The following is a 25,105-nucleotide window of genomic DNA, read 5'->3' on the forward strand; positions in this document are numbered from 1 at the left end:
TAGCTGACGAAACGTGATCAAGGAGTTGATCCCGATTATCGCCAAAAGGCCCTGGCTGCAGCCATCTCGTCCTCGGCAAAGTTCTGCAGATGGAAGCGGTCATCCTCGTGAGGCGTGGCCTCGACGACGATCCGCGTTCCAGGCCGAAACCGCCACTCGGCGATGGCATCCCGGATCTTCCACTCGATGTCGGTCAGGAGATCGGCTTGCGCTGCAGCCAGGACATCACCTAGGCCGTCGACCCAGATCACCCGGTACCTTCGTGGCTCATTGGTCTTGTTGTTCATTGCATCACGCATCCAATCCTCTGCACCGTGCTGTGAAGCGCGGTCAGTTACGAATCGATAAATGTACAATCGACTGCAGGTGTTGCTGCTGACCAGCAAAGGATTGGGCCATTTCCTGCTGCGATACTCAAGCGGATCGTCGCACGATGCTGGGTAGGCCCAGGGTGCCGGGCTATCGGTAGATGTACCACGGAACCTACAGAATCATCTTGTGCGGTTACGAGCTGTCGCGGACCTTCGCCATCTCGGCCTCGACGTAATCCAGCAACTCGGTCTGCTCATCCTTTGGAGCATCAACCGTCACTGTCGTGCCGTACTTGAACTTCCGCTCAGCGATCATCTCACTGGCAGCGCGCCTCGCTCCCTCGACCTCATCTGCTTCGACACGGGCGATCCGCCCAGTGCTGTTGGACCAATCGATTTGGTATTTCGCTTGTTTGGCCATGTGATTGATTCCTTATTTATGCCCGCTACTGTAGAACCCTAAGCGTAGTAGGCTAGACTTGTCCTATTCCGGCAGGATGTCCAGAACCCAAGGGATAATAGATCAGCGCGATCCTATTACATCCCCATCTGCGCGCTTTCAGCCTCGCTGATCTCGATCATCTTGTCCGTGGCCGCGCCTCGCCTGGATGCTTAGGGAACACACTTCCGTCCTCACGTCCTTCGCGTTCTATTGGGCAAGACGCACTGAGGATAGAGCCGAACGAAGCCGAATCTTTGTCGGTTCCAAATTCATGAATAGTTCAGTGCCAGACTATACAATCAGCAGTGGTGACAAGTGTTCTCAAGCACCTTACGCATGAAGACCTTAAAGATCAGGGAAATTGAAAGGATCATCCATGCGTAGCCTCGCTATCGTCGCGGGCCTGTGCCTCACTGTCAGTGCCGGAGCGAGCGCAGCCGAAGTACCGGAACTGACAGGTACTTGGAGTGGGTCGGGACCTTCGGTGAGCGAGGGTGAAGGCTGGGAGACAGAGCGCTCTACCAACATGTCGATCGACGAGCAGCGTGGACGCGTCTTTCGAGGCGCGGTGAAATATGAGGGTGGGGAAGAGGATTTCGTCGGGATCATTCAGGCCGACGGCAAGGGTATCCTGATCTCAAACGAAGACGGCCATGTTACCGGGATCTTGACCGGCCCCGACGAGATGGAGGTCTGCTACGTCGAGGGTGGCGATGATGCGATTGCTACCTGCTCGACGATGAAACGGGCACAGTAGCCCTCCTGTCCCACAAGGCGGTCGATCCCCAAGATTGTTGATCGCAACGCTGCTGCTGGTTCGGCTTCGCGAGCGAGGATGCCAGCCGAGCCAGCCGCAGAGGGCATTTCAGGTACCGTTGGCGATGCCCAATCAGGCAGAACTGAAAGCCTCATCATGAGGGGCACCGATCCGGCCCTGCAATGTTAGCTCTCACGACAGCAACTGTAGGACAGGACGGGCACATGATGCGGCAGTGGATTCTCGGGGCAGCCTTTGTGAGCATGGCCGGCGTGGCACAGGCGCAGACCACCCCGGCGCTCGTCGAAGCCGAGGACGCGACCACCGTGGAGGCGTTCAACCTTACGGTCGACCAGGTGGAAGATCTTGATCTGATCGGTGCTGATGGTGAGCGGATTGGTGAGGTCGACGATGTTCTGATGACCCCGGAGGGGGAGATCACCGCAGTCTCTGCCGATGTGGGCGGGTTTCTTGGCTTGGGCGAGAAAGACGTCATGATCGAGATCGATCAACTGACTCCTGGCGAGAATGGTCTGGTGACCAACCTCACGAAGGAACAGCTTGAGCAGTTGCCGGACTGGGACGACTGATTAGGCGCGACGATCTCAAGTTCGTCGCAATCAACGTAGGTACCGAAATCCTCAGGAAGCTATCGAGCAGTCTGCTGGAGATAGCTGACATCCAGGTGATCGAGGCTGGCCAATCCACTCAATTAGCGAGGTGTTCGGTGTTGATAGCAGGAGCAGGCCGCTTAGAAAGGCGGCCCGCTCCATTTCGGCTCAACGTCCACTGGCCGCCATCGTTTGACCCTACGGTCCGACCCCTTGTCCTAGCCCAAGCCATCCCGCATTTGGCTTATTCGCGGCGCGGCGCGAGGAAATGCCGATCTTCGAGACACCTCGCTGCTGGAGGCACTCATCTGATCCCGCTCCTTCAGTTCAAGCTCGTTGACCCTTGGGTGGGATGACATTCTGTCTACTGCGCGGCCGATGACCATACGGCTGGTAGTCAGGTTTATAACCTTCATGGCGGACGGGTCACCGACGGGTTTTAAGGCAGCATGGCCGATCCCCGGCTCCTACGGTATTCGAGTTCGCTGGTAGGGGCGCTGTGGCTGAGAGACGGCCCAAGCCATGCTCAAGGAGTTCGTCTTGCTGAGGCGGGTGATCCGGCACGCCCAGCAATGGCTGCGCCGCCGGCGCATTCAGGTAGCCCGGCTGCTGCAGGGCGAGGCCCACCGTCGAGTGGCCCAGCTGTTGCGCTATCTAGGCTGGGTACTGGAACGGCTGCTGCAGCGGCGGTGGAACGACATTCATGGGTAACGGCCGCAAAGTCACCTCGTGTCCGTGCCTGTAACTGTCATAATATCCCTACCCAAAAAATTATGCCTCACATCATCATCTGCTCATAACCCGCTGGAAACCCCGTCATACGCCCTTGCCTTTGCGGGGCCGGCCCTCATAACCGAACACGAATATTTCGTAATGTAAAATGATAGGGGCGCCCGCATGGCGGAGATCTTGGGTACCGTCGGAAATGACCGGCTCGGCGGTACGGCACAGCGCGACCTGACGTACGGCGACCGTGGTGACGACATCCTCTATGGCGCTGCCGGTCACGACCGAATCCAGGGCGGCCAGGGCGCCGACTTCCTCTATGGGCAGGACGGCAACGACCAGATCGAGGGCGACATGGGTGCCGACACGCTGTTCGGCGGCACCGGAGACGACACGATCCTGGGTGGCCAGTCCCCGGACCACCTGCTCGGTGGCGCCGGCGATGATAACCTGCTCGGCGGCCAGGGCGATGATGTCCTGCGCGGCAACCTGGGCAGCGACCGGCTGGGCGGGAACGAGGGCAACGACACGCTGCATGGTGGCCTTGGCAACGACATCCTGTTTGGCAGCTCAGGCTCTGACCGTCTGATCGGCGGCGAGGGCGACGACACCTATTGGGTCAACGTCGGCCAGGGGATCGAGACGATCGTCGATCGGGAGGGCAGCGACACCCTGCGCTTCCATACCCTTATCAACTTCGACGATCTGACCTTCCGCCAGAACGGCAGCGACCTCGTGATCAGCCACGCGAACAAGCTCACGATCGAGATCGTCCGTCAGACCGAGTGGCGGGCGATCGAGCGGCTCGAGTTCGCGGACGATCCGCTCACCTATGTCTGGAACGGGAAAGCCTTCGCCGCCAGTGGCCCGAAGCCCGTTCCCAGCCCTAGCCCGCAGCCAAAGCCGCCGGCCCCGCAGCCCGTACCCGAGCCCACCAAGCCCACGCCCGAGCCCACCAAGCCGGTGCCAGAGCCGACCAAGCCTACGCCTCTCCCGCCCAAGCCTACGCCAAAGCCGCCACAGCCCGACCCGACCAAGCAGACCGGCACGCCAGGCGATGACCACCTGGTCGGCACGGACGGCAACGACACGCTGGACGGCGGCGCCGGCAACGACATCCTCGATGGCGGCAAGGGTGACGACCTGCTCTATGGCGGGCCTGGCCAGGACACCTTCATCGGCGGGCCCGGCAGCGATACTGTCTCGTTCGTCCACGAGATGCGCGGCGTCTATGTCGAGCTGTACGAGTGGCGGCAGATGGTGGCCTACGGCAATCCTGAAGTCGGCTTCTATCCTGGCGGGCCCGGCAACCCGATCGAGAACTGGACTGGCCCGATTGAGGAAATGTCCGGGATCGAGCGGGTCCGGGGCTCCCAGCACGACGACACGATCTGGGCCTACCACATGAATGAGGACCACCACGCGGAAGGCCCGCTCGCGATCTTCGGCCTGGGCGGCAACGATCGGATCCACGGCGACTTCGGCAACGACGAGCTGGAAGGCAACGACGGCAACGACTTCATCTATGGCGACGGCGGCGCCGACACGATCAAGGGCGGTGCCGGCGACGACTTCCTCGATGGCGGCTACAGCCGCGACGGCAGTGATCGCTTGACGGGCGGCGCTGGTGCCGACACGTTCCGCTACGTCGCCGGCTGGGACATCTCCATGGGCCCGGAGGGTGGCAAGGCGATCATCACTGACTTCAAGGTCGGCACCGACCGGCTCAGGCTCGGCATCGAGATCAGCGACGATTATGAGAGCGACGACCCGTCCGGCCGCTATCCAATCCCTGGCGTGCTCGTGGGCGACGCCGAGCTGCGCGATTTGCTCGACACCAACGACGACGGCAAGATCAGCGGGCTCGACAATTTCGTCACGGAGAGCGGCGGCAGCCTGACCATCAACCTCATGCCGGTGATCAAGGAGCTGCTCGATCCGACCCACTATGCCTATCGGGACGTGATGAAGGAAACGCACCTCCTGACCTTGAACGAGGTGACGGAGCTGGCCGCCTAAGCCGCCGCCACCTCGATGCCCGTCAGGAACAGGTGCTGGTCCTGCGGGCTGCCGGCGGCCGGGTCGCTCACCGGTCACCGCCGAGGAAGCTGATCAGGAAGAGGCTGTTCCAGTGGGTCCGCCCGAAGGTCTTCCTGCCGTTCACCCGGTACTCGACCGAGCTGTCCTGCCATCTCGAGCTGATCCGGGACGACCCCCGCTACGGCTGGTCCACCCGGCAGCGCCGGACGGGCGTACGGCCGAGCTGTGATCGGCCGGGCGGTCGTGCTTCGGGCAGGCGCGAACGCGGCGGGTTGACCGGCGAAGCGGGATAGATGGACCTGAAGGACATGGCGGAGATGTTGGAGGCGAGCGGTGACTACCGCGTGCTCCGCCGTCTCGTGCCACGCCGGCACCCGCACCTCGTCGACGGATCAGCCACCCGGATCGGGCTGTTCGCCGACGTGGAGACGACCGGCCTGGATCCGGGCCGCCACGAGCTCATCGAGCTGTCGATGGTCTCGTTCACCTATGCCCTGGACGGCCGGATCTTCGCGGTCGGTGATGCTTTCCAGCGCCTGCGGCAACCCGCGGAGCCGATCCCGCGGGAGATTTCCGTGATCACCGGGATCGACAACGCGATGGTAGCCGGCCAGACCATCGAACCGGCCGAGGTCGACGCCTTTGCCGCACCGGCAGCGCTGGTGATCGCGCACAACGCCGCCTTCGATCGCCGCTTCCTGGAGCGTTTCTGCCCGCTCTTCGCCCGCAAGCCCTGGGCCTGCTCGCTGGCGCAGGTCGACTGGGCGGCGGAGGGGCATGAAGGGCTCAAGCTCGTCTGTCTCGCCGCGGGTGCCGGGTTCTTCTACGACCGCCACCGCGCCGAGCGCGAATGCCCCTGCCGCCATCGAGCTGTTGGCGACCCCGCTGCCCAAGAGCGGCATCCCCCTCACCCGACTCCTGGCACAGGCGTGCAGGCCGACCTGGCGCATCTTTGCGGAAGACTCACCCTATGACCGCAAGGACCAGCTAAAGGCCCGTGGCTATCGCTGGAGCGATCGGGCGGGCCCGGCACCACGCGGCTGGTATCTCGATGTCGACGAGGCGGACCGGGAATCCGAACTGGCTTTTCTTCAAGCGGAGATCTACGGGCACCCGGTCCAGCTCCAGGGCACGCGCATCGATGCCTATGACCGCATTTCGGATCGATGCTGAACGTTGATGTCTCACCTCCACATCCGGCGCGGCGAGACATACCTTAAGATCGCCAGGCTAAAGTGCTGCTCGACGAGATGGGACAGACAATGGTTTTCTTGGCGGAAGTATCTTCCTCTTCGGAAAACAGAGCCCCATGCCCACCATCCAACTGTACTATGACGGCTGGCTCAGCCTGCCGGCCAGTGCCCGCCAACATCTCGACATCACCACCGGTGCTCGGCTGGAGATCGAGTTCACCCAACCTGGTCTGCTTCTGCGGCCGGCAAGGCAAGCCAAGGAAATTGCTGCTCCGGAACCCGAGGCGGTGCTGGCTCAGCCGGCAGCAGCGCCTGTCGAGCCGCCAGCACCCGTGGCAGCCGAGATGGAGGTCGCAAAGCGCGGGCCAGGCCGGCCACGCAACCCCGTGACGCAGGAGTTGGCGCCGCGCATCAAGGTCGGTGGCCGACGCAAGGGCGCGTAAGCCGCCTCCGATTGAGCAACAGTGTCCCACCGTTCCTTAAGGCGCCTCAGATCATTCGCTCAAGATGCTCGAATTCACCCGCCGACGCCCAGACGCGCCGGTGCCCGATGACATACAGGTTCTCTTTGGCGCGGGTGATCGCCACGTTGAGCTGGTTGACGGACTGACCGGCCCAACTGCGGGCGCCGCGCCGTTCCGGCTGCGCTGCGCCCAAGACCATGATCACGCTATCCGCCTCGCGCCCCTGCACCGTGTAGACGGTGCCGACACGCTGCTTCACCCAGGCGTCAGGCTCCTTGGTCCACCTCCGCAAAGCCGGCTCGCGTGCCAAAAGCTCCCGAAGCCGATGGGTTACCACCCGGAAGGGGGAAATGATGTAGAGGTCCAGTTCCGGCAGCTGGGCTTGGTCCAACTGCCGGAGCAGGTTTACCACCGCATCTCCTTCAGCCGCCGACCATTTGTCCTCGCATCGGTCAGGCTGAACATCGATCCAGCGAGATCTGCCTAGGATGGTGCGAATGGCTGACGGTTTCTCACCCCGCCCCTGCTCCATCAGGCCGCCATAGGCGATCGTGTTGGAAAGGGTGAACATCGGCTCGCTACAACGTCGATGCACCACCAGCGGCACACCAACCCATGTCGGCTCCTTGTCCTTGGGCTTGATCGTGGTGCCGAACATGCTCGAGGCATCAGCCAGTGTCTGAGCGGACGCTGCTGGAGCAACAAATCGGTGATGCTCTATCCTGAACGACTGGGCCACCTTGGCCGCCAGTTCCGTCGGCAGGCTGGTTACGGGCGGAAGCTGTATGGGATCGCCCACGACCACTGCCCGCTTGGTCCGAAGCAAAGCACCCACGGCCGCCTGGGGCACTGCTTGGCCTGCTTCGTCGATCAACAACCAACCAAGGCTTGTAGGCGGCAGATAGCCCAGCATCCGCTCGACCGATGCGAAGGTCGTCGAGACGACCGGAACCACTGTGAAGAAGGTCGTCCACAGGTCGGGCATCAAGGGCTTCATTCGGGGCGTCCAGGCTGACTTGCCGAAGAAGCTGCGGAACAGCAGGTCCAGATTGTTGCGGATGGGTTTGGCGGCAGCATCCACGAAAGCGCGGTGAAGCTCTATCGCAGCGACGAACACGTTCTCGCGCAGCCGTAAGGTCTCCGGGTCAATCCAGGCGGTATCCCGATGAAGGTCTGCCCGCTGGTTAGCTGCCCGCTCCAGAAAAGCAGCATCGACGAAGCGATCACCTGCTAGGGCTTCGGCACGCTGCAAAGCACCAGCCATGGCGTTGATCTGAAGATCGAGCGCATGTGCCTCGGCTTTGGCCAGTTCGACCTGTCTTCGCGCTTCCCCTTCGGCTGTGCGTGCTGCCTGAAGAACGGCTTGCGCCTTTTGCAGCAGGCTGGCCGCGCGGCTTTGCTCTGCTACCAGTTCATCACCCCTACGCTGCCAATCCGCCCGACTGGAACTAAACAGCGCGACGACGAAACCTGGCTCCGTTTCAGCATGGGCCGCCAGCGCATAATCCGCATCCTGGAGAGCCAAACGTCGACCAGGTAGGTTGGCCTCTGCGCTCACGCACTGCCGTTGAGCGTCCTGGTAGTGCTTCTCCGCGTCGACCACCCGTTGAACCATTGCAGCATGCCGGATGGCAAGCCCGCTGGAATCGAGAGCTTGCCGCCCTTGTTCCATCTCGCGGAGGCGCTGCGCGACTGCTTGGACGGCCGACTTGAACCTCTTGCGCGCGCTCTGCCAGCGTCTTCTTGCGGCTTCCTCGCCGGTCGGAGGTTTCTCCGCAGCCACGACCTTCGGCTTGCGGCGATCAACAATCCGACCAGTCTTCTTGTCCAAGGTCTCAATCATCTGGGGGTTGCCGCACACCTCCAGCAGATAAGTGCGTAGGCCATGATCTGGATCTGACCATGCATTGCGGCGAAAGGCAGCCCGGTTCGCAGCATTGCCCAGCACCGCTGCAATCAAACCCCAGGTTTCCTCATCCGAGGGCAGAGATTCTGCGGATGGCCGATCGTCGTCTTCCCCTTCTGGTCGAGGGTTGCGGGCGACGCGGTCTGAAATCGATCGAAAGTAGCATGGATCTGTGCGGGATCGGCCGATCTGCTTGAGTGCTGGCAGCTCCGCACTCACGTTCTCGACCGCCTTGTTGTTCGACGACGCAACGACGATCTCGAAGCCCTTCAGGCAGTCATCGATCTTGTAAGCGTGGGTGAAGGCGGATCCGGTCCGGAACTTTTCTCCAGCATGCGTAAAGGCAGTCAGCGGATCATCGAACTCGACAAGCACCTCGGCTCGATCAACGATAATGCCTGCCACCAGATCGCGCAGGAGCGTGGTCTTACCGGTTCCAGGTGGCCCGTTCACCGGCAAAAGCGCCGTCCGATCATCCATCCGGAAAGCCAAGTTGATGGCTGCTTGCTGGAGAAGAACCAGGGGATGGCCCTGCTTCTCTGGCCAGCATCCCTGGGGAATCCCGCCAGGTGCTACGGCTTCGGCCAATTCAGCATCGTCACACTGCAGGTCGATCCGCTGTGTCGGCATCGACATGCCCAGATAGTGGGCAAGCAGTGGCGGACAATCATCCGCAGCGAGTAGGACCTTGGCACGGGTCAAATCGCCCAAAAAGAAGCTGCCCATCGGCGGTGGGTCTGGCGGCTCTTCGGCCTTGTAGTACTGGTAAACGCGCAGTGCGAAGGCAGGCGGCGCTACCAAGTCTGGCGGCAATGCCAGCGCTTGCACGAGATGTTGATAGACTTGGTCGATCATCGACCGGTCGAGCGGTAGGAGCCGGCCATCGCCCCCAGTACGACGCACTGACTTGTCGACCAACTCGATCAGTTCGGCTTCGGCCTCGGGCCAGCGACCAAGCGCGGCAAGATTACGGTTCAGCGCGATGGGCAAGCCCCAGGCAAAGCTAGAGATTGCGACCGCATCGGGCTCAACGGGGCGCCCATCCCGATCCAGCGTCAGGATCCCGATCGGGGCAAAGCCTGATGCCGTGATCCGCTCCACATCCTCGTCATGGAAGGCCGTGAGGAGTTGCTCGGTCGCGTCGTCCATTCGAACGGCACCAAGAATGACCTGGTAGAAGAGCTGGGTGTTCGGCCGCGCCTTCTCTTTCAGCTCCCACGGCAGCATCGGAAGCTTATCGAACTCGGCGATCCGGCGACGATCGCCTTCAACCAGATCAGGTGGCTGTCGATAGGTCTGCGGCGGGGAGAGGACTTCAAGCGCGATCCAGCTGGAAAGGACGTTGCTGGCCTCACCGGTAGTAATCGACGGTGGACGGTTCGTATGGGAAAAGGCTCTGCGAGCTGAAGGAGCGCGTCTGGGCCGCTCTGCTGGTGCTGGTCTGGGTGGCGGAAGGTGTACTTCCTGATTCTCGGGCCCTTCTGGCAGGGAAGGTGGCGGAGGCGGCGCAAAGACAAGTGAGGTCTGTTGTGGCGCTGCTGGTGGTGACGCTTTGGGCGGCGGAGGTGGCGCTACCTGTCCCGTCAGGGATTGAAACAGTTGATTAGCTACACGTTTCAGGTTCAAAGCCCGCGGGGTCTGCCTGAACTCGAGCTCATATAAAAGTTTGCCGAGGCTAGCCAGATCCTTCTCTCGCTTGACACGCCTGCAAATCTCTTCAAGATCATCAATGGATTTAGAAAAAAGAGGCCGCATCATAGCTTATTTTTCATGCGTCTTGTAATTGTAGTTATTTTTATGACATTGCATAAGATATGTCAGTTTTATCGAAATCCTCACCTTTGAACAGCAAGGTGGCCTTGTTGTTCTTAGCAACGGCGTAGGCAAAGCAGTCACCGAGATTGAGCTGAGCAGGGTGCCCCCTGCCCTTGCCATAGCGCGCGAACGCGTCCAGCGCGGTGGCTGCTTCTTCGGCGCCGATCGTGGCGATGCGGATCCTGGCGGCTTTCAAAAACGCCTGCACATCCTCATTGGCCTCCGCCACGCTTGCATGCCGCTTGCGGCAGATGCCCAAGGTCGCCTCGAAGATGGCAACGGGCGAGGTGATGGGTGAAGACGCTGCTTCCAACACGTCTGTCAGCGCATCCGCCTCTGGCTCACGGGTGAGGATGGCGACAATGGCCGATGCGTCGACGAACATCTCATGCGTCGCCGCTGAGCTCGTCGTAGAACTTCTTGTCCGCCATGAGGCCGGTAGCCGGCCTGGCCATCACCCGCTCCTGGATCGGCCGGAGCCGTTCACGCAACGGCACCACCTGGTCCAGACGCCGCAACTCGTTCTCCAGAGCCAGCTTCACGGCTTCGGTCTTGTTGATGCCTTTGCGAGCAGCAAGCTTCTCGGCGAGCTGGTTGACCTCCTCGCGGCGGATGTTGAGCGCCATCTCCGTCTCCTTGTGTAGACAAGGAGATGATGGCATCTTTACGTGCCTACAGCAACGTCTCCCCTCTCCATCCTCAGGACCCTTGACCGGTCGGGAGACGACGAACCCACGCCTACCGACAGATCTTCTCGCACGGTATCCCATCCCGATCGCCGTCCAGACGGGACAGGCCGCACTGCTCCAGGTAGAACCTGGCCTCCGCACAGCTGGTCATCTGCTTGCAGTAGCGCTTGCCGCCGCAGCTGAACGCGCCGCTATCTGCCACCGTGGATCGGGCAACCGGCTGCTGCACCGTCCGACCACCAGCCTGCCGCCACTCCCAAGGCGGGGTGATCTGCGCTTCCGGCAGCGCCCAAAGCCCGCGACCGGCTTGGCGTGCCTCCGCTTCCAAAACCAGGAGGGACGGATCGCGGGCGTACTGGCGATACACCCAGGCGGCTCCTTCGCGCACCAAGGTGCGTTCACGTCGGTATCGCCGACATAGACCCGGCCGACGATGCGCCCGTAGCGGTCCCGATCCACCACCGCAACGCGGGCCTGTCTGCCGAACGCCAGCGCCGATAGGGCTTCCTTCGCCTTGCTCCCGAAAGGCTGCCCACTCTCCGGCGTGTCGATCTCCGCCAGGCGGACCTTGATCTGCTGCTTGTCCGGCGTGAGCAGCGTGAGGGTATCGCCATCGGTGATGCCGATGACCTTGCCGGCATATTCCGCGGAGCTGACTGGGGCAGCCAGCAACAGCACGAACAACATAACCAGGATGCGACTGAGCATGAGGATGTTCATTGGAGCATTTATTCGCATTACATCACTGCTTCAGAGCAAATCTTATGAGTACGCCCCTCTGCCTCAGAGCATTTTTGACATCTTTCCCGTGGCAATCGCTATAGCGGCAGTGCTTCAGCCGCCCTCCTCATCTTCGGCCGGATCGTCCTCTTCGAGGTCTTCATCCTCCGAGCCGAACACCAGCAGTTCGTCGAGCAGCCAGAGCGGCACCGAAGTCTGGATGCGCACAATCGGCCGACCGCGCCGGTCGAAGCCGGCCAGGTCCGCATGGTGCAGTAGCTGGGTCAGCACGGCGCGCATGGCGGCGGGCTGGCTCAGGTCGATGCGGTGGGAAGGCGGGGGCGTCGTCATGCCGACAGCATGCGGGCGGCATGGTTAATGCTGGGTTAGCGCGCCCGTTTGTCCTCTCGCTGGAAGCGCGCTGGTCACCACCAATCTTGCATCGTGCTACTCTTCTCGGCTGCTGTGACGGGAGACGGCCCCTGCCGGCAGCCCGGATGATCGATCCCATCAGTGCCTATCATGCCAAGGCTTCGGTGCTGGCGGCTCGCTATGAAGCGGTGACCGCCAAAACCGTGCATGCCGCCTTGCTCTCCTTCCTGCCGCAAGGCGCTGGGCTCTTGGCGCTCGATGTCGGTGCCGGCTCCGGCCGGGATGCGGCGTGGCTGGCGGGGCTGGGCTATGAGGTGGTGGCGGTCGAGCCGGCGGCGGGGATGCGCGCCGAAGCCCAAGAGCGGCACCCGGATCCGCGCATCCGCTGGCTGGACGACCGCCTGCCGGACTTGGCAGCCGTGCACCGGCTGGGCCTGGCCTTTGACCTGATCCTGCTGAGCGCGGTGTGGATGCGGAGGCGAGGATAGCGGAGAGCTGGGTCAGTTATTGGGACAGAAGGAAGATCACCAGCCCGATCAGTGGAAACAAGATGAGGGCGAGATAGAGACTGAACTCCCAAAGCCAGCGAAACCCATAATCAATTATAAGTGCTACATAGCAAAATCCTGTAATTCCCAAATCTGCAGATGACCTAATCATAAACCGCTTATAGTCAACGTCCTTGTGATCAACAGGTATTAACTTCAGTGCTTCGCTATATTTATCGTTGAAAGTCAGCCGTTCGACATTGGCCTGCTCGATCGTTAGGGCCTGAAAGCGATTGTAAAGCTCTGAGATGGCGAGCGCGCTCTGATGCATGCGATCCGCATCGCCAAGATAATTGCGCGCGGTTTCGACCAGGGTGATGATGATTAGGAAGACGGAGACGACCACACCTCCGATCGCGAGCACCTTGTTTTCAAGCGGAGTCAGCGCGTCGGCGAACGTCAGCTGGCAGAGCGACAAAGCGACAAGATACATCGCAAGCAGCGAGGTCGCCAACACCGACGCCCAGTGACGTGCCTTCAGGCGTGCATGCGCGTTGAAGCGCGAGCCCTTCGTCTTCCACATCTTTGACAGCAGGTGGTCACTGGCGCGGCTAGGGTGGTTCTGCATCGGATGCTCGGCCAAGCACGGCATTCATCAGACGATGGTGGGCGAGTGGAAGCACCAGGCCGTGGAGGGCATGGCCGGGGTGTTCTCGGGCAAGCCGGCAGTCCAGGAGAGCAGCAAGGCGAGCGAAGTGGAGGTCGAGAAGCTGCATGCCAAGATCGGCCAGCTGCTGGTGGAGCGGGATTTTTTGCGAAAGCGTCCGGACGATGAGCCTGGAGCGGCGACGGCAGATGATCGAGCCCGATCACCCGCAGCTCTCGATTGTGCGCCAGTGCGCGTTGGTCTCGATCAGCCGGTCCGGGTTCTACCACCGTCCAGGTGGGGAGAGCCCGCTGAACCTGGAACTGATGCGCCTGATCGATGCGCAATTCCTGGAGATGCCCTGGTACGGCTCCCGACAGATGGCCCGCCATCTCCGGCGCGAGGGCTATCTGTTGGCCGCAAGAGGGTGCGGCGGCTGATGGCGAAGATGGGGCTGGCGCCGATCTACCAGCGGCCACGCACGACGGTGCCGCATCCTGAGCACCGGATCTGGCCGTACCTGCTGAGGGACTTGGTGATCGACCGGCCCAACCAAGTCTAGTGTGCCGATCTGACCTACATCTGTCAACGCCGCTCGTAGAATCCTCAAATGTGCCGAAGTAAAAGTCCCCAGTTCTGCCTGGACGCTCTGGAGGAGGAGGCCTTGGCTCGTCATGGCCGGCCTGAGATCTTCAACACGGACCAAGGCAGCCAGGTAACCCTCCAGTGAGGCTTCCAATTACCCATAACTCGGTGAGGTTGTTGCAAGCATCACACCCAATCGGATGTCGGTGAGGCGTGTCAGCCCCCGCCACATGACGGTGTTCCCGGGCGGCGGGTCGTTGGTGCGGGCCAAGTAGCCGCCAAGCCGCGCGATTTTGAGCAGGTAAGCAGAGAGCGTCTTTGCCTTTGACGGATCAGGTCCTTGGTTGGGCACGAGCCGATCGAGGATCGTGATCTCCATATCCGTCAGAGCAAGCTTGGGCGTGGCAAGCGGCGCCGACCGCTGGATCATCGTCATCCAGAAGATTCGCCAGCTCAGAATGCAGAAGACGGCGATCAGCTTCACCAGCCGCTCGGCGGTTCGGAGCCGTGCCTGTTCAGCCCTGCAACCCGACTTCAGGATCTTGTGGAAGACCTCGATCTTCCAGCGCATGGCGTACCAGCGCAGCTTTTCGACTGCAGCCGCGCAGGAGAGAACGGGCAGATCGGTGATCAGCTTCCAGTCGATTGCAGGCCGGCCGGCTGGAGTGCCTCTTTCCTTGGCATGGATGACCGTGAGGATGAGCGCGGGGTAGCGCTTCTGCTTGCCGACAGGCGGAAGAACACGAATAGAGCGGTAGCGAAGTTCGACGGCCGCCGTGCCGATGCGGCCTTTGCCGTCACGCACCTCGACGTGATGCATGCCTTGAACACGTACTTCCTTCATCTCATCGGCGATCGTGTGGCCGCCATTCCCGGCCAAGCGATCGACGCAGGTCCTGACCAGGAAGTGGGTGCCGAGATTCTGTGCCAGGCAGAAGAGTTCGTAGATATCACTCTCCCGGTCGCCGACATGGATGCAGCGCGCCGGCTCGCCGAGCAGCGACGTGGACTGGCGCATGTTCTCCAGCCAGCGGATGCTCTCCTTGTGCTCGATCGGCACCCGCGTCGGATTGATCCTGCGCTTGAGCGCAGCCAGGCCTTTGAACTTCTGCCGCGACCAGAACCTGATGGCGGCCAAGCCCAGAGGCAGGCCTTCCATCGTGACAGCAAGGCTGGCGTGCATCAGAAGCCCGCACACCGTGTGCATCCTAAAGCGGCCGGTCCTGTCCATGCCGCTGTTCACGCGGTAGGTCAGGCCGATCGACTCGGTCCGTTTGCGTTGATAGGTGAATTCCGTGGTGTCATGGAGCACCAGGATGACGCCGTCGGTTGCGGCAAAGCGCGCGTGCGTCGCCTGGAAGTGCCCGGCCAGGATCTGCTCCTCGCTGACCCGGTCATTGGAGAAGAAGCGGTAGGCTGCCTTGGTGCTGGCCCAGTCCTGGCATGCCAGGGGAAGGCTTTCGCCGATCGCGCCCTCCATCCGCTCAAGCAGCTTGCGCAGGCGTTGGCCCAGCCGTGCGTCGGCGAAGACGCATCCAGCAAGCTCGTCGTCCCACCACCGGTTCGTCACCGCGTCCATGGCATCTCACCCCCTCAGTGGAGCAGACCCCAGACAGGATCATGACCGCGGCAAGCTCGGCAACACGCCCCTGCGCCAGCATCGATGACGATGAATGTGGGTAATTGGAAGCTTCAGCGGAGGGTTACGACACAGTCGCCGGTTGGCATCACGCAATGCCCCGCAGCATGAGCCGGCTCATGGCCGTAGCGATGCTCGCCAACCTGGTTTCGGGCAGTCGTCAGCAGGCTCGGGCGGAGCATGCTCATGCTGGTTGGGATATTATGGCATATTTAACTAAGATTAGTGCAGGCGCGGCTGTAGCGATAGGGTATGGAAATAATTGGCCGATGCCCAAAGGCACCGGCCAACGATTAGTGAAAGCAGCAGCACAATTACAAGGGAACAAAGGAAAAATTGTCTTTGCTGCGCAAGATCATGGAGAGATTGCCTTAGGCCGTCGTGATTAATAAGCGACGTTCTGTTCCCGGCTCTCTCATGCTTGATGCAGCTCGTAACCACGTCGACAGGTCGACCTTCAGCACAAAGCATCCATACCAACCTGTCACGTCCGTACGTCAGTATGTTGAATCACCGGTTATAAACATCCGGCACCAGCACGGTGTGGCATAAGCTCGCACTACTTCAAAGGAAATAATTGGATCTTGTAAAAAAACAAAACTTCAATGCATAAAACTACAAAGAGAAAAATATGCAGATTCATCTACTGATGGTCTGGCGAAAGATCTGCAATCATCACAGCTTTGTCGCGCAACGCATCTGGCAACAGCGGAAGCTGACTCCTCCCTTGTTACGACGAGAGGGAGCGGGTCGAGACGACATGGAGCCTGCTTTAGACGGCTTTCTTCTCCGGCTTACTGCCAAAGAAGCGCGGCGGTACGTCAGAGGATAGGAACAGTGGACGTGTTGCGCGATCCAATCCTCGCCGATTTCAGTCTGGCCGAATACGATGGTGCTGGGGCCCGCTGATCGTAGGGCATGCCGTCCTTACTGTAGCCAGTCGAGAATCAGATGCCACTATACCCACCGCGGCGAGACGTTCGCTTGAGATGATCACCTGCAAATCGTCGAGGCGGTACCGACACCCGTTGGTGGCATCTCACACCTTGCGCTCTCGCTTGCTTTCAAGGCCCGCACCCGAGCAGGAAGCTGCCGAAACCCGATCACATCCTCGGCAAAGGGCAGCCGTGCTCGAAGTAATCGACGACCTGCATGTGCCCGGCAAGGCGATGAAACAACTTCGGATGAGAAGCACGTCGTCCTCATGCTCCATGCTATTCTCCGATCCCCGTCGAATGAGGCACTGTGGACCTGTCGGACTGTGGTCAAGCCGACAAGATGCGCGATGATCGTGCTGGCAATCGTGACCGGGCTCACCATCCGGACTGGAGGCTATGACCGATGTGGCCCGCCGTATGGGGAGAACGACGTCCCGCATACGTGTGACGCCGGTTGTGACGTCGAAAATCACCATCAACCGCCGGATCCTGGGTGGCGATGCCCTGTCCAAGTCTCACCAACTAGGAAGACCTCACTCGGGCGACTGACGTCTCGGAGCGTGGGCTGGTTGATTGACCGCATCGGTCCCGGATGCAGCAAGGCCACCGCTCCGACACAATGAGCGGTAAAACCAGCGCCTTGCATAGCATCCTTAAATGACGTCGCTGGCGATCATCAAATGCCAGCGACTCAAGGAGATAGTGCAGGCACCCTATGCTGATCGAGCGTGGTTCCTGGGCGAGAAGATATAGCCTGCTCCGTGCACCGTCTTGATGAGCGATGGCAACTTTGGGTTAGGCTCGATCTTGCGGCGGAGCCGAGCGACCTGCTGATCGATGCTGCGGTCAAACGCAGCCCAGTCGCGCCCCTTGGTCAGGTCCATCAGCGCGTCACGATTGAGTACTTGTCCGGGGTGCGCAGCGAAGGCCATGAGGAGGTCGAACTCCACCGTCGTCAGATAAATCTCCTTGCCGTTGCGGTCGAGGAGACCGCGGGTTCCAGGATGCAGCTCCCAGCCGTCGAACCGGTAGACCGGCTCACGCTCGATCCTGCCGAACGACGCGGATGACTGCTGGTGGCGCCGCAGCACGGCACGAATCCGCGCCAGAACCTCCCGCGGGTGGAAGGGCTTACACAGATAATCGTCGGCACCCATCTCCAACGCGGTGACCCGATCGATCACGTCAGCCAGACTGGAGAGCATGATGATCCCAACATTCGACCGGCGCCGGATCTCCCGCATCAGTGTCAGTCCATCCTCACCCGGCATGACGATGTCGAGCAGGATCAGGTCAATCGATACCTCCTGGTCCAGGACTTGGCGCATCAGCGGCCCATTTGCGGCCTCATGGGAAATGATGCCCTGAGACTGAAAATACTCAACCAATAACGCTCTTATTAGTTCATCGTCGTCAACGATGAGAATACTGATAGAATTCCGAGTTTCGGTTTTATTAATTTTAAACATTATATTCTTTCTCTAATATTTCTATGAAATGTGCGAACAAATATATATTCGTCACAATTCTATTTGAGGCTGTCAAACTCCGTCACAAGCTAAAAAGCGTAAGCCGCTCGTTGGCACAAAAGCGAAACGCTCTGGGCCTACACCTGCCCACGAAGGCGCTTTCCAAGTGGCCCTTAGCAGATCGCGTTGCGTTGTTGCAGCGACGAGAATGCATTGGGCTAATCCGCGAATTTCTGCAACACAAATACCCATTCATGTTCACTAGGGCTTAGTCCGGCATCCTAGTGGCTAGAACTATATGCTCGCCACCGGAAAATGCTATATCCTAAGCAAGGAAAAAAAATGTACGACAAGAAGCGTATACTCGTCACGGGCGGAGCGGGATTTATTGGGTCGCACCTCTGCCGCCGTCTACTCAAAGCAAAACATGAAGTGGTCTGTGTGGATAATTATTTCACGGGGAGCAGAAGCAACATTTCTTCATTGATGCCGGATCCATTATTTGAAGCGATTCGGCACGACATCACCAGCCCGCTACATCTCGAGGTGGACGAGATTTACAACCTCGCCTGCCCCGCCTCACCGGTGCACTACCAAGCCGATCCGGTCCAGACCACCAAGGTGAGCGTGCAGGGGGCCATCAACATGCTGGGCTTGGCCAAGCGCCACAAGGCGAAGATCCTGCAGGCCTCTACGAGCGAGGTCTATGGCGACCCGGAAATGCATCCCCAGCCAGAAAGCTATCTTGGCAGGGTAAACCCGATCGGGCCGCGCGCCTGTTATGACGAGGGCAAGCGCTGCGCCGAGACCCTGTTCTTCGACTACCACCGCCAGCACCAACTGGTGATCAAGGTAGCCCGCATCTTCAATACCTATGGTCCCGGCATGCGCGTCGACGATGGGCGGGTCGTGTCGAACTTCATCGTACAGGCGCTCGGCGGCAAGCCGATCACCATCTACGGCGACGGCTCGCAGACTCGATCCTTCTGCTATGTCGACGACCTGGTCGATGGCCTGATCCGGCTGATGGGAACGCCGGACCATGAAGCCGGCCCAATCAACCTGGGCAATCCCGGCGAGTTCACGATGCTGGAACTGGCCGAGCTGGTGATCCGGCTCACCGGCTCGCGCTCCAGGATCGAGTTCCGGCCCCTGCCGCAGGACGACCCGACCCGCCGTCGGCCGGACATCACCCGCGCGCGGGTGTCGCTCGGCTGGGAGCCCAGGGTGAACCTGACCGATGGCCTGAAGGACACCATCGCCTGGTTCCGGCGGCAGATCGACCAGCGGCCGGTGCGCATCGTCGAGCCGGTCCTGGCGTTCGGCTGAGCGGGCATCGCCGCATCCACGATCGCGGCTCCTTCCGGCCGCACGTCTCAATGATCCTGCGAGGACCGGTCGCGCCATAGGGCCAACCGGCTCGTGAAGCAGCCACCGCCGAGCTGTCCCGATGCTGTCTGATCATTCCCTGGCGCACCACGAGCGCCGGCAGGTAGCCCGCATGCCTGCGGTGCCGGCTGGTGGCGCAAACCGGGCGCGTCTCTCACCGCAGGTGCTGCGCGACACCGTGATGTCGGCGGGCCCGCTGCTGGTGGCTGTTACCGGCCCGGTCGCTTTCGCGATTTCTGCGGCACTGGCCGAGTTTGCCAGCATCGCGGATCCTGGGCTGCTCACCGTGCAGAATCAGCGCTATCTGGCCATCAGCCTCCTGGGCGCGCTGCTCTACACGCTGATCGAGCGAGCCGGCCGCCGCTCTGACTGGTCCCATCCCTGGCGTGGAACCAGTCCTGCCGACGCCACTAGAGCGTGGCTGCTGACGATGATCGTGCTGGCGATGCTGGGCATGCTCGCGGGGCCTGGCGTCCAGTTGTCGAAGCTGTGGGTGCTCGTGTGGTTCGGGATGGTGCTTGTCATCCTGCCAGCGGCGCACTGGGCCGCGGGTCTCCTGCTCGGCAGGCTCGCCGCGACGGGGCGGCTGGGCACCCGCAGGATTGCGATCGTCGGAGCAACGGAGCAGGCGCGGCATCTGTTGCAGAACCTGTCGAGCACGGCTGCCGGTGACATGCCACATCGGGTGGTAGGCATCTTCGATGATCGGCTTGAGCCGCACCGCATTCCCGCCGAGATCATGGACCTGGCACCCTTGTCCGGCACCGTCGCCGACCTGGTGGCGCTCGGCCGCAGGGAGGCGATCGACGCGATCATAATCGCCTTACCGCACCATGCGGTGCCAAGGGTGAAGCAACTCGCCTCGACCCTGGGATCCCTTCCGGCCGATCTGCTGCTCTGCCCGGATCTGATCGGCACGGCGAACGCCGGCGGGCCGCGGCCCAACGTCCTGCTCGGCGGGCTGCAGTTTCCGGCACTTTACCGGCAGCCTCACAGGGACTGGGGCGGACTGGTCAAGTGGCTCGAGGACAAGCTGATCGCCGGCTTGGCCCTTCTGGCACTGAGCTCGGTCATGCTGCTGATCGGCTTGGCGATCCGGCTGGACAGCAAGGGACCAGTCTTCTTCCGCCAGCCTCGGTTCGGCTTCAACAACCAGCCGTTCCACGTCCTGAAGTTTCGGACGATGTACCACCACCTCGGGGACGTGACAGGGGCGAGGCGGACCGTGCGGGGCGATCCCCGGGTGACGCAGATCGGCCGCTTCCTGCGCCGCACTTCGCTCGACGAGCTGCCGCAACTGATCAACGTGCTGCGCGGTGACATGTCGATCGTCGGGCCGCGCCCGCATCCGATCGAGATGAAGGTGCTGGACCGGCTCTACGACGAGGCGGTGAAGTCCTACCCGGCGCGTCATCGGGTGAAGCCGGGCCTCACCGGGCTCGCCCAGGTCAACGGGCTGCGCGGCGAAGTCGACACCCTCGAGAAGGCGCAACGCCGGGTGGAGTTCGACCTCCAGTACATCGAACGCTGGTCGCTCTCCCTGGATCTGAAGATCATGATGCTCACGCTCACGCGCGGGCTGCTGAGCACGGAGGCCCGCTGATGCTTGCCACCATTCCTTCGACCGGCCGTCTCGACGGTGCCGCCCTTGGCGACCTTGCCTGGCCCGCCAAGCATGAGGTGATCGGCGTTCCGGTCAGCGCTACCGATTATGCGGAAGCGGTCGAGCTGCTGACCGCCGCGGCCCGGCAGCACCGGCCTGCGATCGCCACGGCCCTTGCGGTGCATGGTACTGTCGAGGCAGCCCACGATCCGGCTTTGCTTGCCCAGATAGCGAGCTTCGACCTGGTCTTGCCCGATGGCCAGCCGGTGCGCTGGGCGCTGAACCTCCTGTTCCGCAGAAAACTGCGGGACCGTGTCTACGGACCGGAGCTCATGCTCCGCCTGTGTGCCCGTGCGGCGGCCGAAGGGATCGGAGTCTACCTCTACGGCTCGACCGCCTCGACCGTCGGCCGCCTGCGCGAGTCGCTGCAGTGCGGCTCGCTGGCGCTGCGTATCGTGGGCTGCGAGCCTTCCCTGTTCCGTCCACTCACGACGGAAGAGGACCGTGCGCTCGTCGAACGGATCGCGGCAAGCGGTGCGGGCTTCGTGTTCATCGGCCTGGGCTGCCCGTTGCAGGAACGATTCGCCTTCGCGCACCGGCACTCGATCCGCGCGGCCCAGATCTGCGTCGGCGCCGCCTTCGACTTCCACGCCGGCACAAAGCGGCAGGCACCGCGCTGGATGCAGGATTGCGGCCTCGAATGGCTGTTCCGGCTGGCCCAGGAGCCGCGCCGCTTGGCCCGCCGCTACCTCGTCACCAACAGCGCCTTCCTCTGGCGCCTGTCCTCCCAGTTCCTCGGCCGCCGCTGAGCGACGGCCTCATACCCACGCATTCATGCTGAGAAGGGGCTCATTCATGCCCGAGACCGTCCTTGTCACCGGAAGCGCCGGCCTCATCGGCGGCGAAGCCGTCCTTCACTACGACCGGCGCGCTCAGCGCGTGATCGGCATCGACAACAACATGCGCCGGCAGTTCTTCGGTCCGGATGGCGACACTACCCGCCAGCGACGCCGCCTCGAAGAGAACTGCCGCCGCTACCGGCACGTCGAGGCCGACATCCGCGACCGGGCTGCGGTGATGCGGCTGTTCGAGGAGGTCCGGCCGGACGTGGTGATCCACTGCGCCGCACAGCCGAGCCACGACCTAGCGGCCCGCATACCGTTCGAGGACTTCGACACCAATGCCGGCGGCACGCTGAACCTGCTGGAGGCTACCCGCCGCCATGCACCCGAGGCCTGCTTCGTGTTCATGAGCACGAACAAGGTCTACGGCGACGCGCCGAACGACATCCTGCTGGAGGAGTTGCCGACCCGTTGGGACTATGCCGATCCGACCTTTGCCGGCGGGATCGCCGAGGACTTCACCATCGACCAGTCCAAGCACAGCCTGTTCGGGGCGAGCAAGGTCGCGGCCGATGTCCTGGTCCAGGAATATGGCCGCTATTTCGGCATGAGGACCGCCTGCTTCCGCGGCGGCTGCCTGACCGGGACCGGGCATTCCGGTGCTGAACTGCACGGCTTTCTCGCCTACCTCGCCCGGGCGGTCGCGGAAGGCCGGCCCTATACGGTCCATGGCTACAAGGGCAAACAGGTCCGCGACCAGATCCACAGCCGCGACGTAGTCGGCGCGTTCGACGCCTTCATCCAGAACCCACGCAGCGGCGCGGTCTATAATCTCGGCGGCGGCAAGGACAACAGCATCTCGGTGCTGGAGGCAATCGCCCGTCTCGAGCATCTTATCGGACGTCGTCTGAATTTCAGCGTCGCCGAAGAAAACCGGATCGGCGATCATATCTGCTATTATTCCGATCTTTCGCGTCTGCGCCGGGACTACCCGGGTTGGCAGATCACTACCGGCATCGATTCGATTTTCGAAGAGTTCGCCGCTGCCGCCTGGCAGTTGAGCCGCTCGGCCGCCTGAGCCCGCGTGCGGCGAGGGCCCATGAACAGCAAAGACATGGTGGACCAGAACCGATGAATCCGCTCGCCGGCACGCCGTCGGCCCTATCGCCGCCCTACGGAGGCGACCTCCGCCGGGTGGGGCCGCACCGGGAGGGTGGTGCCGCGCCGAGCGGCATCGAGATCGATTGGCTGTTCGCGCTGTTCTGGCGCCGCCGGGGGCTTTTCCTGCTGGTGGCCCTGGCGGTCCTGGTGCCGGCCGCCATTGGCATCCTGAGCCTGCCGCATCTCTACATGGCCTCGGCACGGGTGATGGTCGAGGCGCGACCAGCCCGGATGGTCGACATCCTGCCGGTGGTGGGCGCGCTGCCCGATGACCGGGCGGCGGTCCTGAGCGAGCTGGAGGTCATCCGCTCGCCGCAGATCGCCCGTGAGGTCATCCAGGCTCTGCGCCTCGACCAGGTGCCAGAATTCAACGATGCGCTCCGTCGGACCGAGGCCGGGACGCCCAGTCCTGCAGCGGGATGGTTGGGAGGGGCGAAGGCGGTAGCGTTGGAGATCATCGCCGAGGCACGCCGGCTCGTGCGGTCGGTCATGGGTACGCCCCAGATGCTCACGCCGGAGCAAGTGGAGGCTCGGGTCGTCGAGAAACTCTTGAAGCAGCTCGACGTTGTCTCGCTCGGCGAGTCCCGGGTGATCGAGGTGGATGTCACCGCACGCGATCCGGAACTCGCGGCGAAGATCTCGAATCAAGTCGTCGAGGCCTATGTCCGGCACCGCCGCGAGCTGCAACAGGCCGGCACCCAGGAAACCAATCGCTGGCTCAAAGAGCGCCTGGCCGGCCTGGAGGAGGACGTCCGCCAGGCGGAGCAGGCGGTCGAGAATTTCCGCGAACAAACCGTGGTCGGACGAGGCCTGGACCTCGCCCTGATCAACCAGCAGCTCAAGGAGCTGAGCTCGCTTACCGTCACGGCGCGCGCCGAGCTCGAAAGCCGCCGGGCGGAGCTCGCGAAGACCGAAGCGGCGGCCGTCCATGCGACGGAGGCGCCGAGCTTGTCGCTGTTCGCCTCGCCGACCTTCGACCAGCTCCGCTCTACCCTTGCCGACCTTCGCCAGCAGCAGGCCGAGCTGACTGGAACCTATGGTGAGCACCATCCGCGCATCAAGGCGCTAGGGGACCGGATCTGGAGCATCCAGCAGCAGATCCATGTCGAGGTGCAGGACGTCATCGCCGGGATCCGCACCAAGGTCGCGATCGCCGAGGTCGAGCTTCAGGCGCGGCAGGCGGACCTGGACAGGCTGCAGCACGAGCGCATCGCCGCGACCCGTGCGCAGACCCGGCTCGATGCGCTGGACCGGACGCTCGAGGCGAAGCGCGACGTGCTGACGACCTTTCTCCAGCGTGAGCAGGAGACCGCGCAGTTCACCGACGAGCAGCCGCAGGTGCGAGTCGTCTCCAGCGCTTCAGCGCCGCCGCGCAGCTCCCAGCCGAAGACGTTCCTGCTGCTCGCCGTGGCGGCCATGGGGGCGGGGCTTGGTGGCGTGGGCGCCGTGCTCGTCGCGGAGAATACCCGGCGCGAGGGCTTCTTGAGCCTGGATGAGATCGAGAACAGCTATGGCCTGTCGGTGCATGCCGTCGTGCCCGTGATCGACCGGAAGCGGATGCGCAAGGCGGGCGGAAGTGTGGTCGCCGATGCCGTGGCGCAGCCGCGCAGCATGGCCTGCGAATCACTGCACGGGATCGCTCTCGGCATCGTCGGCGCGGTGCGGACGCAGGGGCTGCCGCCCTGTGTGCTGTTGACCTCGGCCATGCCTGCGGAAGGCAAGAGCTCGATGGCCGCGGGCACGGCCATGGCGCTGGCGAGCCTCGGCTTCCGGGTGCTCGTCATCGACGCCGACCCGCATCGGCATCGGGCCTGCCAGCTCCTGCGCACGCCTGGAAACGCATGCCTCGCCGATCTGCTGGACGATCCCGAACTCCGGCCGGGCGATCTCGTCCAGCGCAGCCCGCTCGGCAATCTCGACGTGGTGGCGATCGGCAAAGGCAGCTTCGGCCTCGCCCACACGCTCGGCAGCGCCGTCGTCCTTCAGGCCATCGACCGCCTGAAGGTCGGCTACGATTTCGTGCTGATCGATGCGCCGCCGGTCCTGCCGGTCGCTGAGACGCGGCTCCTGCTCGCGCTCACCCGGCACTGCGTCATGGTCGTGCGCTGGAATCACACCAGCCGCAAGGCGGTGGACCACGCCCTGCGGCAGGTGGCGGGAGCTGGTGGGCTGTTGTCCGGCGTGGTCCTGAATCTGGTCGACGTCCGGCGCATGGCCGCCTTCGACTACACGGAAACGCACCTGCTGACCGACAAGTCCTACCGGCGTTACTTCAACGAGCGGAGGCATGCGTGACGAG

22 protein-coding genes and 3 pseudogenes are annotated in these 25,105 nt (G+C 62.4%); 14 read left to right on the top strand and 11 right to left on the bottom strand.

All coding sequences use genetic code 11. The features are described 5' to 3' along the window. Positions 1 to 35: 35 nt before the first annotated feature. Positions 36 to 287 carry a hypothetical protein gene (locus tag GEMRO_RS0100590; protein ID WP_027132486.1) on the bottom strand — a complete coding sequence of 84 codons (252 nt, stop codon included), beginning with the start codon at positions 285 to 287 and terminating at the stop codon, positions 36 to 38. Between the two features lie 217 nt (positions 288 to 504). Continuing rightward, positions 505 to 732 carry a hypothetical protein gene (locus GEMRO_RS0100595; RefSeq protein WP_027132487.1) on the bottom strand — a complete coding sequence of 76 codons (228 nt, stop codon included), beginning with the start codon at positions 730 to 732 and terminating at the stop codon, positions 505 to 507. Positions 733 to 1,237: 505 nt separating this feature from the next. Between GEMRO_RS0100595 and GEMRO_RS0100600 the strand changes: the two genes are divergently transcribed. From GEMRO_RS0100600 to GEMRO_RS0100630, 6 genes and pseudogenes are all read left to right on the top strand, one after another. Continuing rightward, the gene (locus GEMRO_RS0100600) at positions 1,238 to 1,510 is read left to right on the top strand and encodes a hypothetical protein (RefSeq protein ID WP_027132488.1); all 273 of its coding nucleotides are present in this window, start codon (positions 1,238 to 1,240) and stop codon (positions 1,508 to 1,510) included. A gap of 224 nt (positions 1,511 to 1,734) precedes the next feature. Then, positions 1,735 to 2,100, top strand: coding sequence for a PRC-barrel domain-containing protein (locus tag GEMRO_RS32185; RefSeq protein WP_027132489.1), 366 nt, complete (start codon positions 1,735 to 1,737; stop codon positions 2,098 to 2,100). 543 nt (positions 2,101 to 2,643) lie between these two features. Next, entirely contained in the window at positions 2,644 to 2,832 is a 189-nt protein-coding gene (locus tag GEMRO_RS0100610; protein WP_027132490.1) for a hypothetical protein, read from the top strand. A gap of 186 nt (positions 2,833 to 3,018) precedes the next feature. Then, positions 3,019 to 4,866, top strand: a complete 1,848-nt coding sequence (locus GEMRO_RS35570; RefSeq protein WP_027132491.1) for a calcium-binding protein — start codon at positions 3,019 to 3,021, stop codon at positions 4,864 to 4,866. A 314-nt stretch (positions 4,867 to 5,180) separates the two neighbouring features. Further along, positions 5,181 to 6,060, top strand: a pseudogene (locus GEMRO_RS26610) (3'-5' exonuclease). 136 nt (positions 6,061 to 6,196) lie between these two features. Further along, positions 6,197 to 6,523 carry a hypothetical protein gene (locus GEMRO_RS0100630; protein WP_027132493.1) on the top strand — a complete coding sequence of 109 codons (327 nt, stop codon included), beginning with the start codon at positions 6,197 to 6,199 and terminating at the stop codon, positions 6,521 to 6,523. Positions 6,524 to 6,569: 46 nt separating this feature from the next. Here the strand turns inward: GEMRO_RS0100630 and GEMRO_RS0100635 are convergent, their stop codons facing one another. The 6 genes and pseudogenes from GEMRO_RS0100635 to GEMRO_RS0100655 form a co-directional block, all read right to left on the bottom strand. Further along, positions 6,570 to 9,677 carry a DEAD/DEAH box helicase gene (locus GEMRO_RS0100635; RefSeq protein ID WP_051328527.1) on the bottom strand — a complete coding sequence of 1,036 codons (3,108 nt, stop codon included), beginning with the start codon at positions 9,675 to 9,677 and terminating at the stop codon, positions 6,570 to 6,572. Between the two features lie 568 nt (positions 9,678 to 10,245). Next, complete coding sequence (locus tag GEMRO_RS0100640) at positions 10,246 to 10,650, bottom strand: type II toxin-antitoxin system VapC family toxin (protein ID WP_027132495.1); 405 nt, start codon at positions 10,648 to 10,650, stop codon at positions 10,246 to 10,248. 1 nt (position 10,651) lies between these two features. Further along, a complete protein-coding gene (locus tag GEMRO_RS0100645; RefSeq protein WP_027132496.1) occupies positions 10,652 to 10,891 on the bottom strand; it encodes a type II toxin-antitoxin system VapB family antitoxin in 240 nt (79 codons plus the stop codon). Between the two features lie 112 nt (positions 10,892 to 11,003). Continuing rightward, positions 11,004 to 11,105: an excalibur calcium-binding domain-containing protein gene (locus GEMRO_RS35875; RefSeq protein ID WP_205624862.1), complete on the bottom strand. Its 102-nt coding sequence runs from the start codon at positions 11,103 to 11,105 to the stop codon at positions 11,004 to 11,006. A 195-nt stretch (positions 11,106 to 11,300) separates the two neighbouring features. Continuing rightward, a pseudogene (locus tag GEMRO_RS34795) lies at positions 11,301 to 11,692 on the bottom strand (thermonuclease family protein); the annotation flags it as partial. A gap of 96 nt (positions 11,693 to 11,788) precedes the next feature. Then, entirely contained in the window at positions 11,789 to 12,025 is a 237-nt protein-coding gene (locus tag GEMRO_RS0100655; RefSeq protein WP_027132497.1) for a hypothetical protein, read from the bottom strand. Between the two features lie 146 nt (positions 12,026 to 12,171). On the opposite strand from GEMRO_RS0100655, the gene GEMRO_RS26620 reads away from it, so the two are divergent. After that, complete coding sequence (locus tag GEMRO_RS26620) at positions 12,172 to 12,534, top strand: class I SAM-dependent methyltransferase (protein ID WP_051328528.1); 363 nt, start codon at positions 12,172 to 12,174, stop codon at positions 12,532 to 12,534. A 16-nt stretch (positions 12,535 to 12,550) separates the two neighbouring features. Here the strand turns inward: GEMRO_RS26620 and GEMRO_RS0100665 are convergent, their stop codons facing one another. Then, positions 12,551 to 13,186: an SLATT domain-containing protein gene (locus GEMRO_RS0100665; RefSeq protein WP_027132498.1), complete on the bottom strand. Its 636-nt coding sequence runs from the start codon at positions 13,184 to 13,186 to the stop codon at positions 12,551 to 12,553. Between GEMRO_RS0100665 and GEMRO_RS35025 the strand changes: the two are divergent. Next, a pseudogene (locus tag GEMRO_RS35025) lies at positions 13,173 to 13,901 on the top strand (IS3 family transposase); the annotation flags it as partial. The gene GEMRO_RS0100665 and the pseudogene GEMRO_RS35025 sit on opposite strands and share 14 nt — an antisense overlap. An 18-nt stretch (positions 13,902 to 13,919) precedes the next feature. Here the strand turns inward: GEMRO_RS35025 and GEMRO_RS26630 are convergent. Further along, positions 13,920 to 15,344, bottom strand: a complete 1,425-nt coding sequence (locus tag GEMRO_RS26630) for an IS4 family transposase (protein ID WP_035484456.1) — start codon at positions 15,342 to 15,344, stop codon at positions 13,920 to 13,922. 179 nt (positions 15,345 to 15,523) lie between these two features. Between GEMRO_RS26630 and GEMRO_RS33850 the strand changes: the two genes are divergently transcribed. Continuing rightward, positions 15,524 to 15,793, top strand: coding sequence for a hypothetical protein (locus GEMRO_RS33850; RefSeq protein WP_157505372.1), 270 nt, complete (start codon positions 15,524 to 15,526; stop codon positions 15,791 to 15,793). Between the two features lie 1,262 nt (positions 15,794 to 17,055). Here the strand turns inward: GEMRO_RS33850 and GEMRO_RS0100685 are convergent. Beyond that, entirely contained in the window at positions 17,056 to 17,811 is a 756-nt protein-coding gene (locus tag GEMRO_RS0100685) for a response regulator (protein ID WP_051328529.1), read from the bottom strand. 342 nt (positions 17,812 to 18,153) lie between these two features. On the opposite strand from GEMRO_RS0100685, the gene GEMRO_RS26635 reads away from it, so the two are divergent. The 5 genes from GEMRO_RS26635 (at position 18,154) to GEMRO_RS0100710 (ending at position 25,101) form a co-directional block, all read left to right on the top strand. Next, positions 18,154 to 19,140 (top strand): UDP-glucuronic acid decarboxylase family protein, encoded by a 987-nt coding sequence (locus tag GEMRO_RS26635; protein ID WP_035484458.1) that lies wholly within the window; start codon positions 18,154 to 18,156, stop codon positions 19,138 to 19,140. A 121-nt stretch (positions 19,141 to 19,261) separates the two neighbouring features. Then, on the top strand, positions 19,262 to 20,803 hold the full coding sequence (locus GEMRO_RS0100695; RefSeq protein ID WP_084506375.1) for an exopolysaccharide biosynthesis polyprenyl glycosylphosphotransferase: 1,542 nt from the start codon (positions 19,262 to 19,264) through the stop codon (positions 20,801 to 20,803). Further along, the gene (locus GEMRO_RS0100700; protein ID WP_051328531.1) at positions 20,803 to 21,612 is read left to right on the top strand and encodes a WecB/TagA/CpsF family glycosyltransferase; all 810 of its coding nucleotides are present in this window, start codon (positions 20,803 to 20,805) and stop codon (positions 21,610 to 21,612) included. The genes GEMRO_RS0100695 and GEMRO_RS0100700 overlap by 1 nt, the downstream gene beginning before the upstream one ends. Positions 21,613 to 21,658: 46 nt before the next feature. Further along, positions 21,659 to 22,723, top strand: coding sequence for an NAD-dependent epimerase/dehydratase family protein (locus GEMRO_RS0100705; RefSeq protein WP_027132503.1), 1,065 nt, complete (start codon positions 21,659 to 21,661; stop codon positions 22,721 to 22,723). 53 nt (positions 22,724 to 22,776) lie between these two features. Beyond that, complete coding sequence (locus tag GEMRO_RS0100710; protein WP_027132504.1) at positions 22,777 to 25,101, top strand: GumC family protein; 2,325 nt, start codon at positions 22,777 to 22,779, stop codon at positions 25,099 to 25,101. Positions 25,102 to 25,105: the final 4 nt, after the last annotated feature.

The organism is Geminicoccus roseus DSM 18922, assembly GCF_000427665.1.
GTDB lineage: Bacteria > Pseudomonadota > Alphaproteobacteria > Geminicoccales > Geminicoccaceae > Geminicoccus > Geminicoccus roseus.

What these genes read in the sequence shown, in the direction of transcription:
- GEMRO_RS26635 (WP_035484458.1), top strand. Translation starts at nt 18,154, where the DNA reads ATGTACGACAAGAAGCGTATACTCGTCACGGGCGGAGCGGGATTTATT.
- GEMRO_RS0100710 (WP_027132504.1), top strand. Translation starts at nt 22,777, where the DNA reads ATGAATCCGCTCGCCGGCACGCCGTCGGCCCTATCGCCGCCCTACGGA.
- GEMRO_RS0100645 (WP_027132496.1), bottom strand. Translation starts at nt 10,891, where the DNA reads ATGGCGCTCAACATCCGCCGCGAGGAGGTCAACCAGCTCGCCGAGAAG.
- GEMRO_RS0100655 (WP_027132497.1), bottom strand. Translation starts at nt 12,025, where the DNA reads ATGACGACGCCCCCGCCTTCCCACCGCATCGACCTGAGCCAGCCCGCC.
- GEMRO_RS33850 (WP_157505372.1), top strand. Translation starts at nt 15,524, where the DNA reads ATGGCCGTAGCGATGCTCGCCAACCTGGTTTCGGGCAGTCGTCAGCAG.
- GEMRO_RS26630 (WP_035484456.1), bottom strand. Translation starts at nt 15,344, where the DNA reads ATGGACGCGGTGACGAACCGGTGGTGGGACGACGAGCTTGCTGGATGC.
- GEMRO_RS35875 (WP_205624862.1), bottom strand. Translation starts at nt 11,105, where the DNA reads ATGACCAGCTGTGCGGAGGCCAGGTTCTACCTGGAGCAGTGCGGCCTG.
- GEMRO_RS32185 (WP_027132489.1), top strand. Translation starts at nt 1,735, where the DNA reads ATGATGCGGCAGTGGATTCTCGGGGCAGCCTTTGTGAGCATGGCCGGC.
- GEMRO_RS0100685 (WP_051328529.1), bottom strand. Translation starts at nt 17,811, where the DNA reads ATGTTTAAAATTAATAAAACCGAAACTCGGAATTCTATCAGTATTCTC.
- GEMRO_RS0100590 (WP_027132486.1), bottom strand. Translation starts at nt 287, where the DNA reads ATGAACAACAAGACCAATGAGCCACGAAGGTACCGGGTGATCTGGGTC.
- GEMRO_RS0100705 (WP_027132503.1), top strand. Translation starts at nt 21,659, where the DNA reads ATGCCCGAGACCGTCCTTGTCACCGGAAGCGCCGGCCTCATCGGCGGC.
- GEMRO_RS0100610 (WP_027132490.1), top strand. Translation starts at nt 2,644, where the DNA reads ATGCTCAAGGAGTTCGTCTTGCTGAGGCGGGTGATCCGGCACGCCCAG.
- GEMRO_RS35570 (WP_027132491.1), top strand. Translation starts at nt 3,019, where the DNA reads ATGGCGGAGATCTTGGGTACCGTCGGAAATGACCGGCTCGGCGGTACG.
- GEMRO_RS26620 (WP_051328528.1), top strand. Translation starts at nt 12,172, where the DNA reads ATGATCGATCCCATCAGTGCCTATCATGCCAAGGCTTCGGTGCTGGCG.
- GEMRO_RS0100595 (WP_027132487.1), bottom strand. Translation starts at nt 732, where the DNA reads ATGGCCAAACAAGCGAAATACCAAATCGATTGGTCCAACAGCACTGGG.
- GEMRO_RS0100665 (WP_027132498.1), bottom strand. Translation starts at nt 13,186, where the DNA reads ATGCCGTGCTTGGCCGAGCATCCGATGCAGAACCACCCTAGCCGCGCC.
- GEMRO_RS0100640 (WP_027132495.1), bottom strand. Translation starts at nt 10,650, where the DNA reads ATGTTCGTCGACGCATCGGCCATTGTCGCCATCCTCACCCGTGAGCCA.
- GEMRO_RS0100630 (WP_027132493.1), top strand. Translation starts at nt 6,197, where the DNA reads ATGCCCACCATCCAACTGTACTATGACGGCTGGCTCAGCCTGCCGGCC.
- GEMRO_RS0100695 (WP_084506375.1), top strand. Translation starts at nt 19,262, where the DNA reads ATGCTGTCTGATCATTCCCTGGCGCACCACGAGCGCCGGCAGGTAGCC.
- GEMRO_RS0100635 (WP_051328527.1), bottom strand. Translation starts at nt 9,677, where the DNA reads ATGCTGCCGTGGGAGCTGAAAGAGAAGGCGCGGCCGAACACCCAGCTC.
- GEMRO_RS0100700 (WP_051328531.1), top strand. Translation starts at nt 20,803, where the DNA reads ATGCTTGCCACCATTCCTTCGACCGGCCGTCTCGACGGTGCCGCCCTT.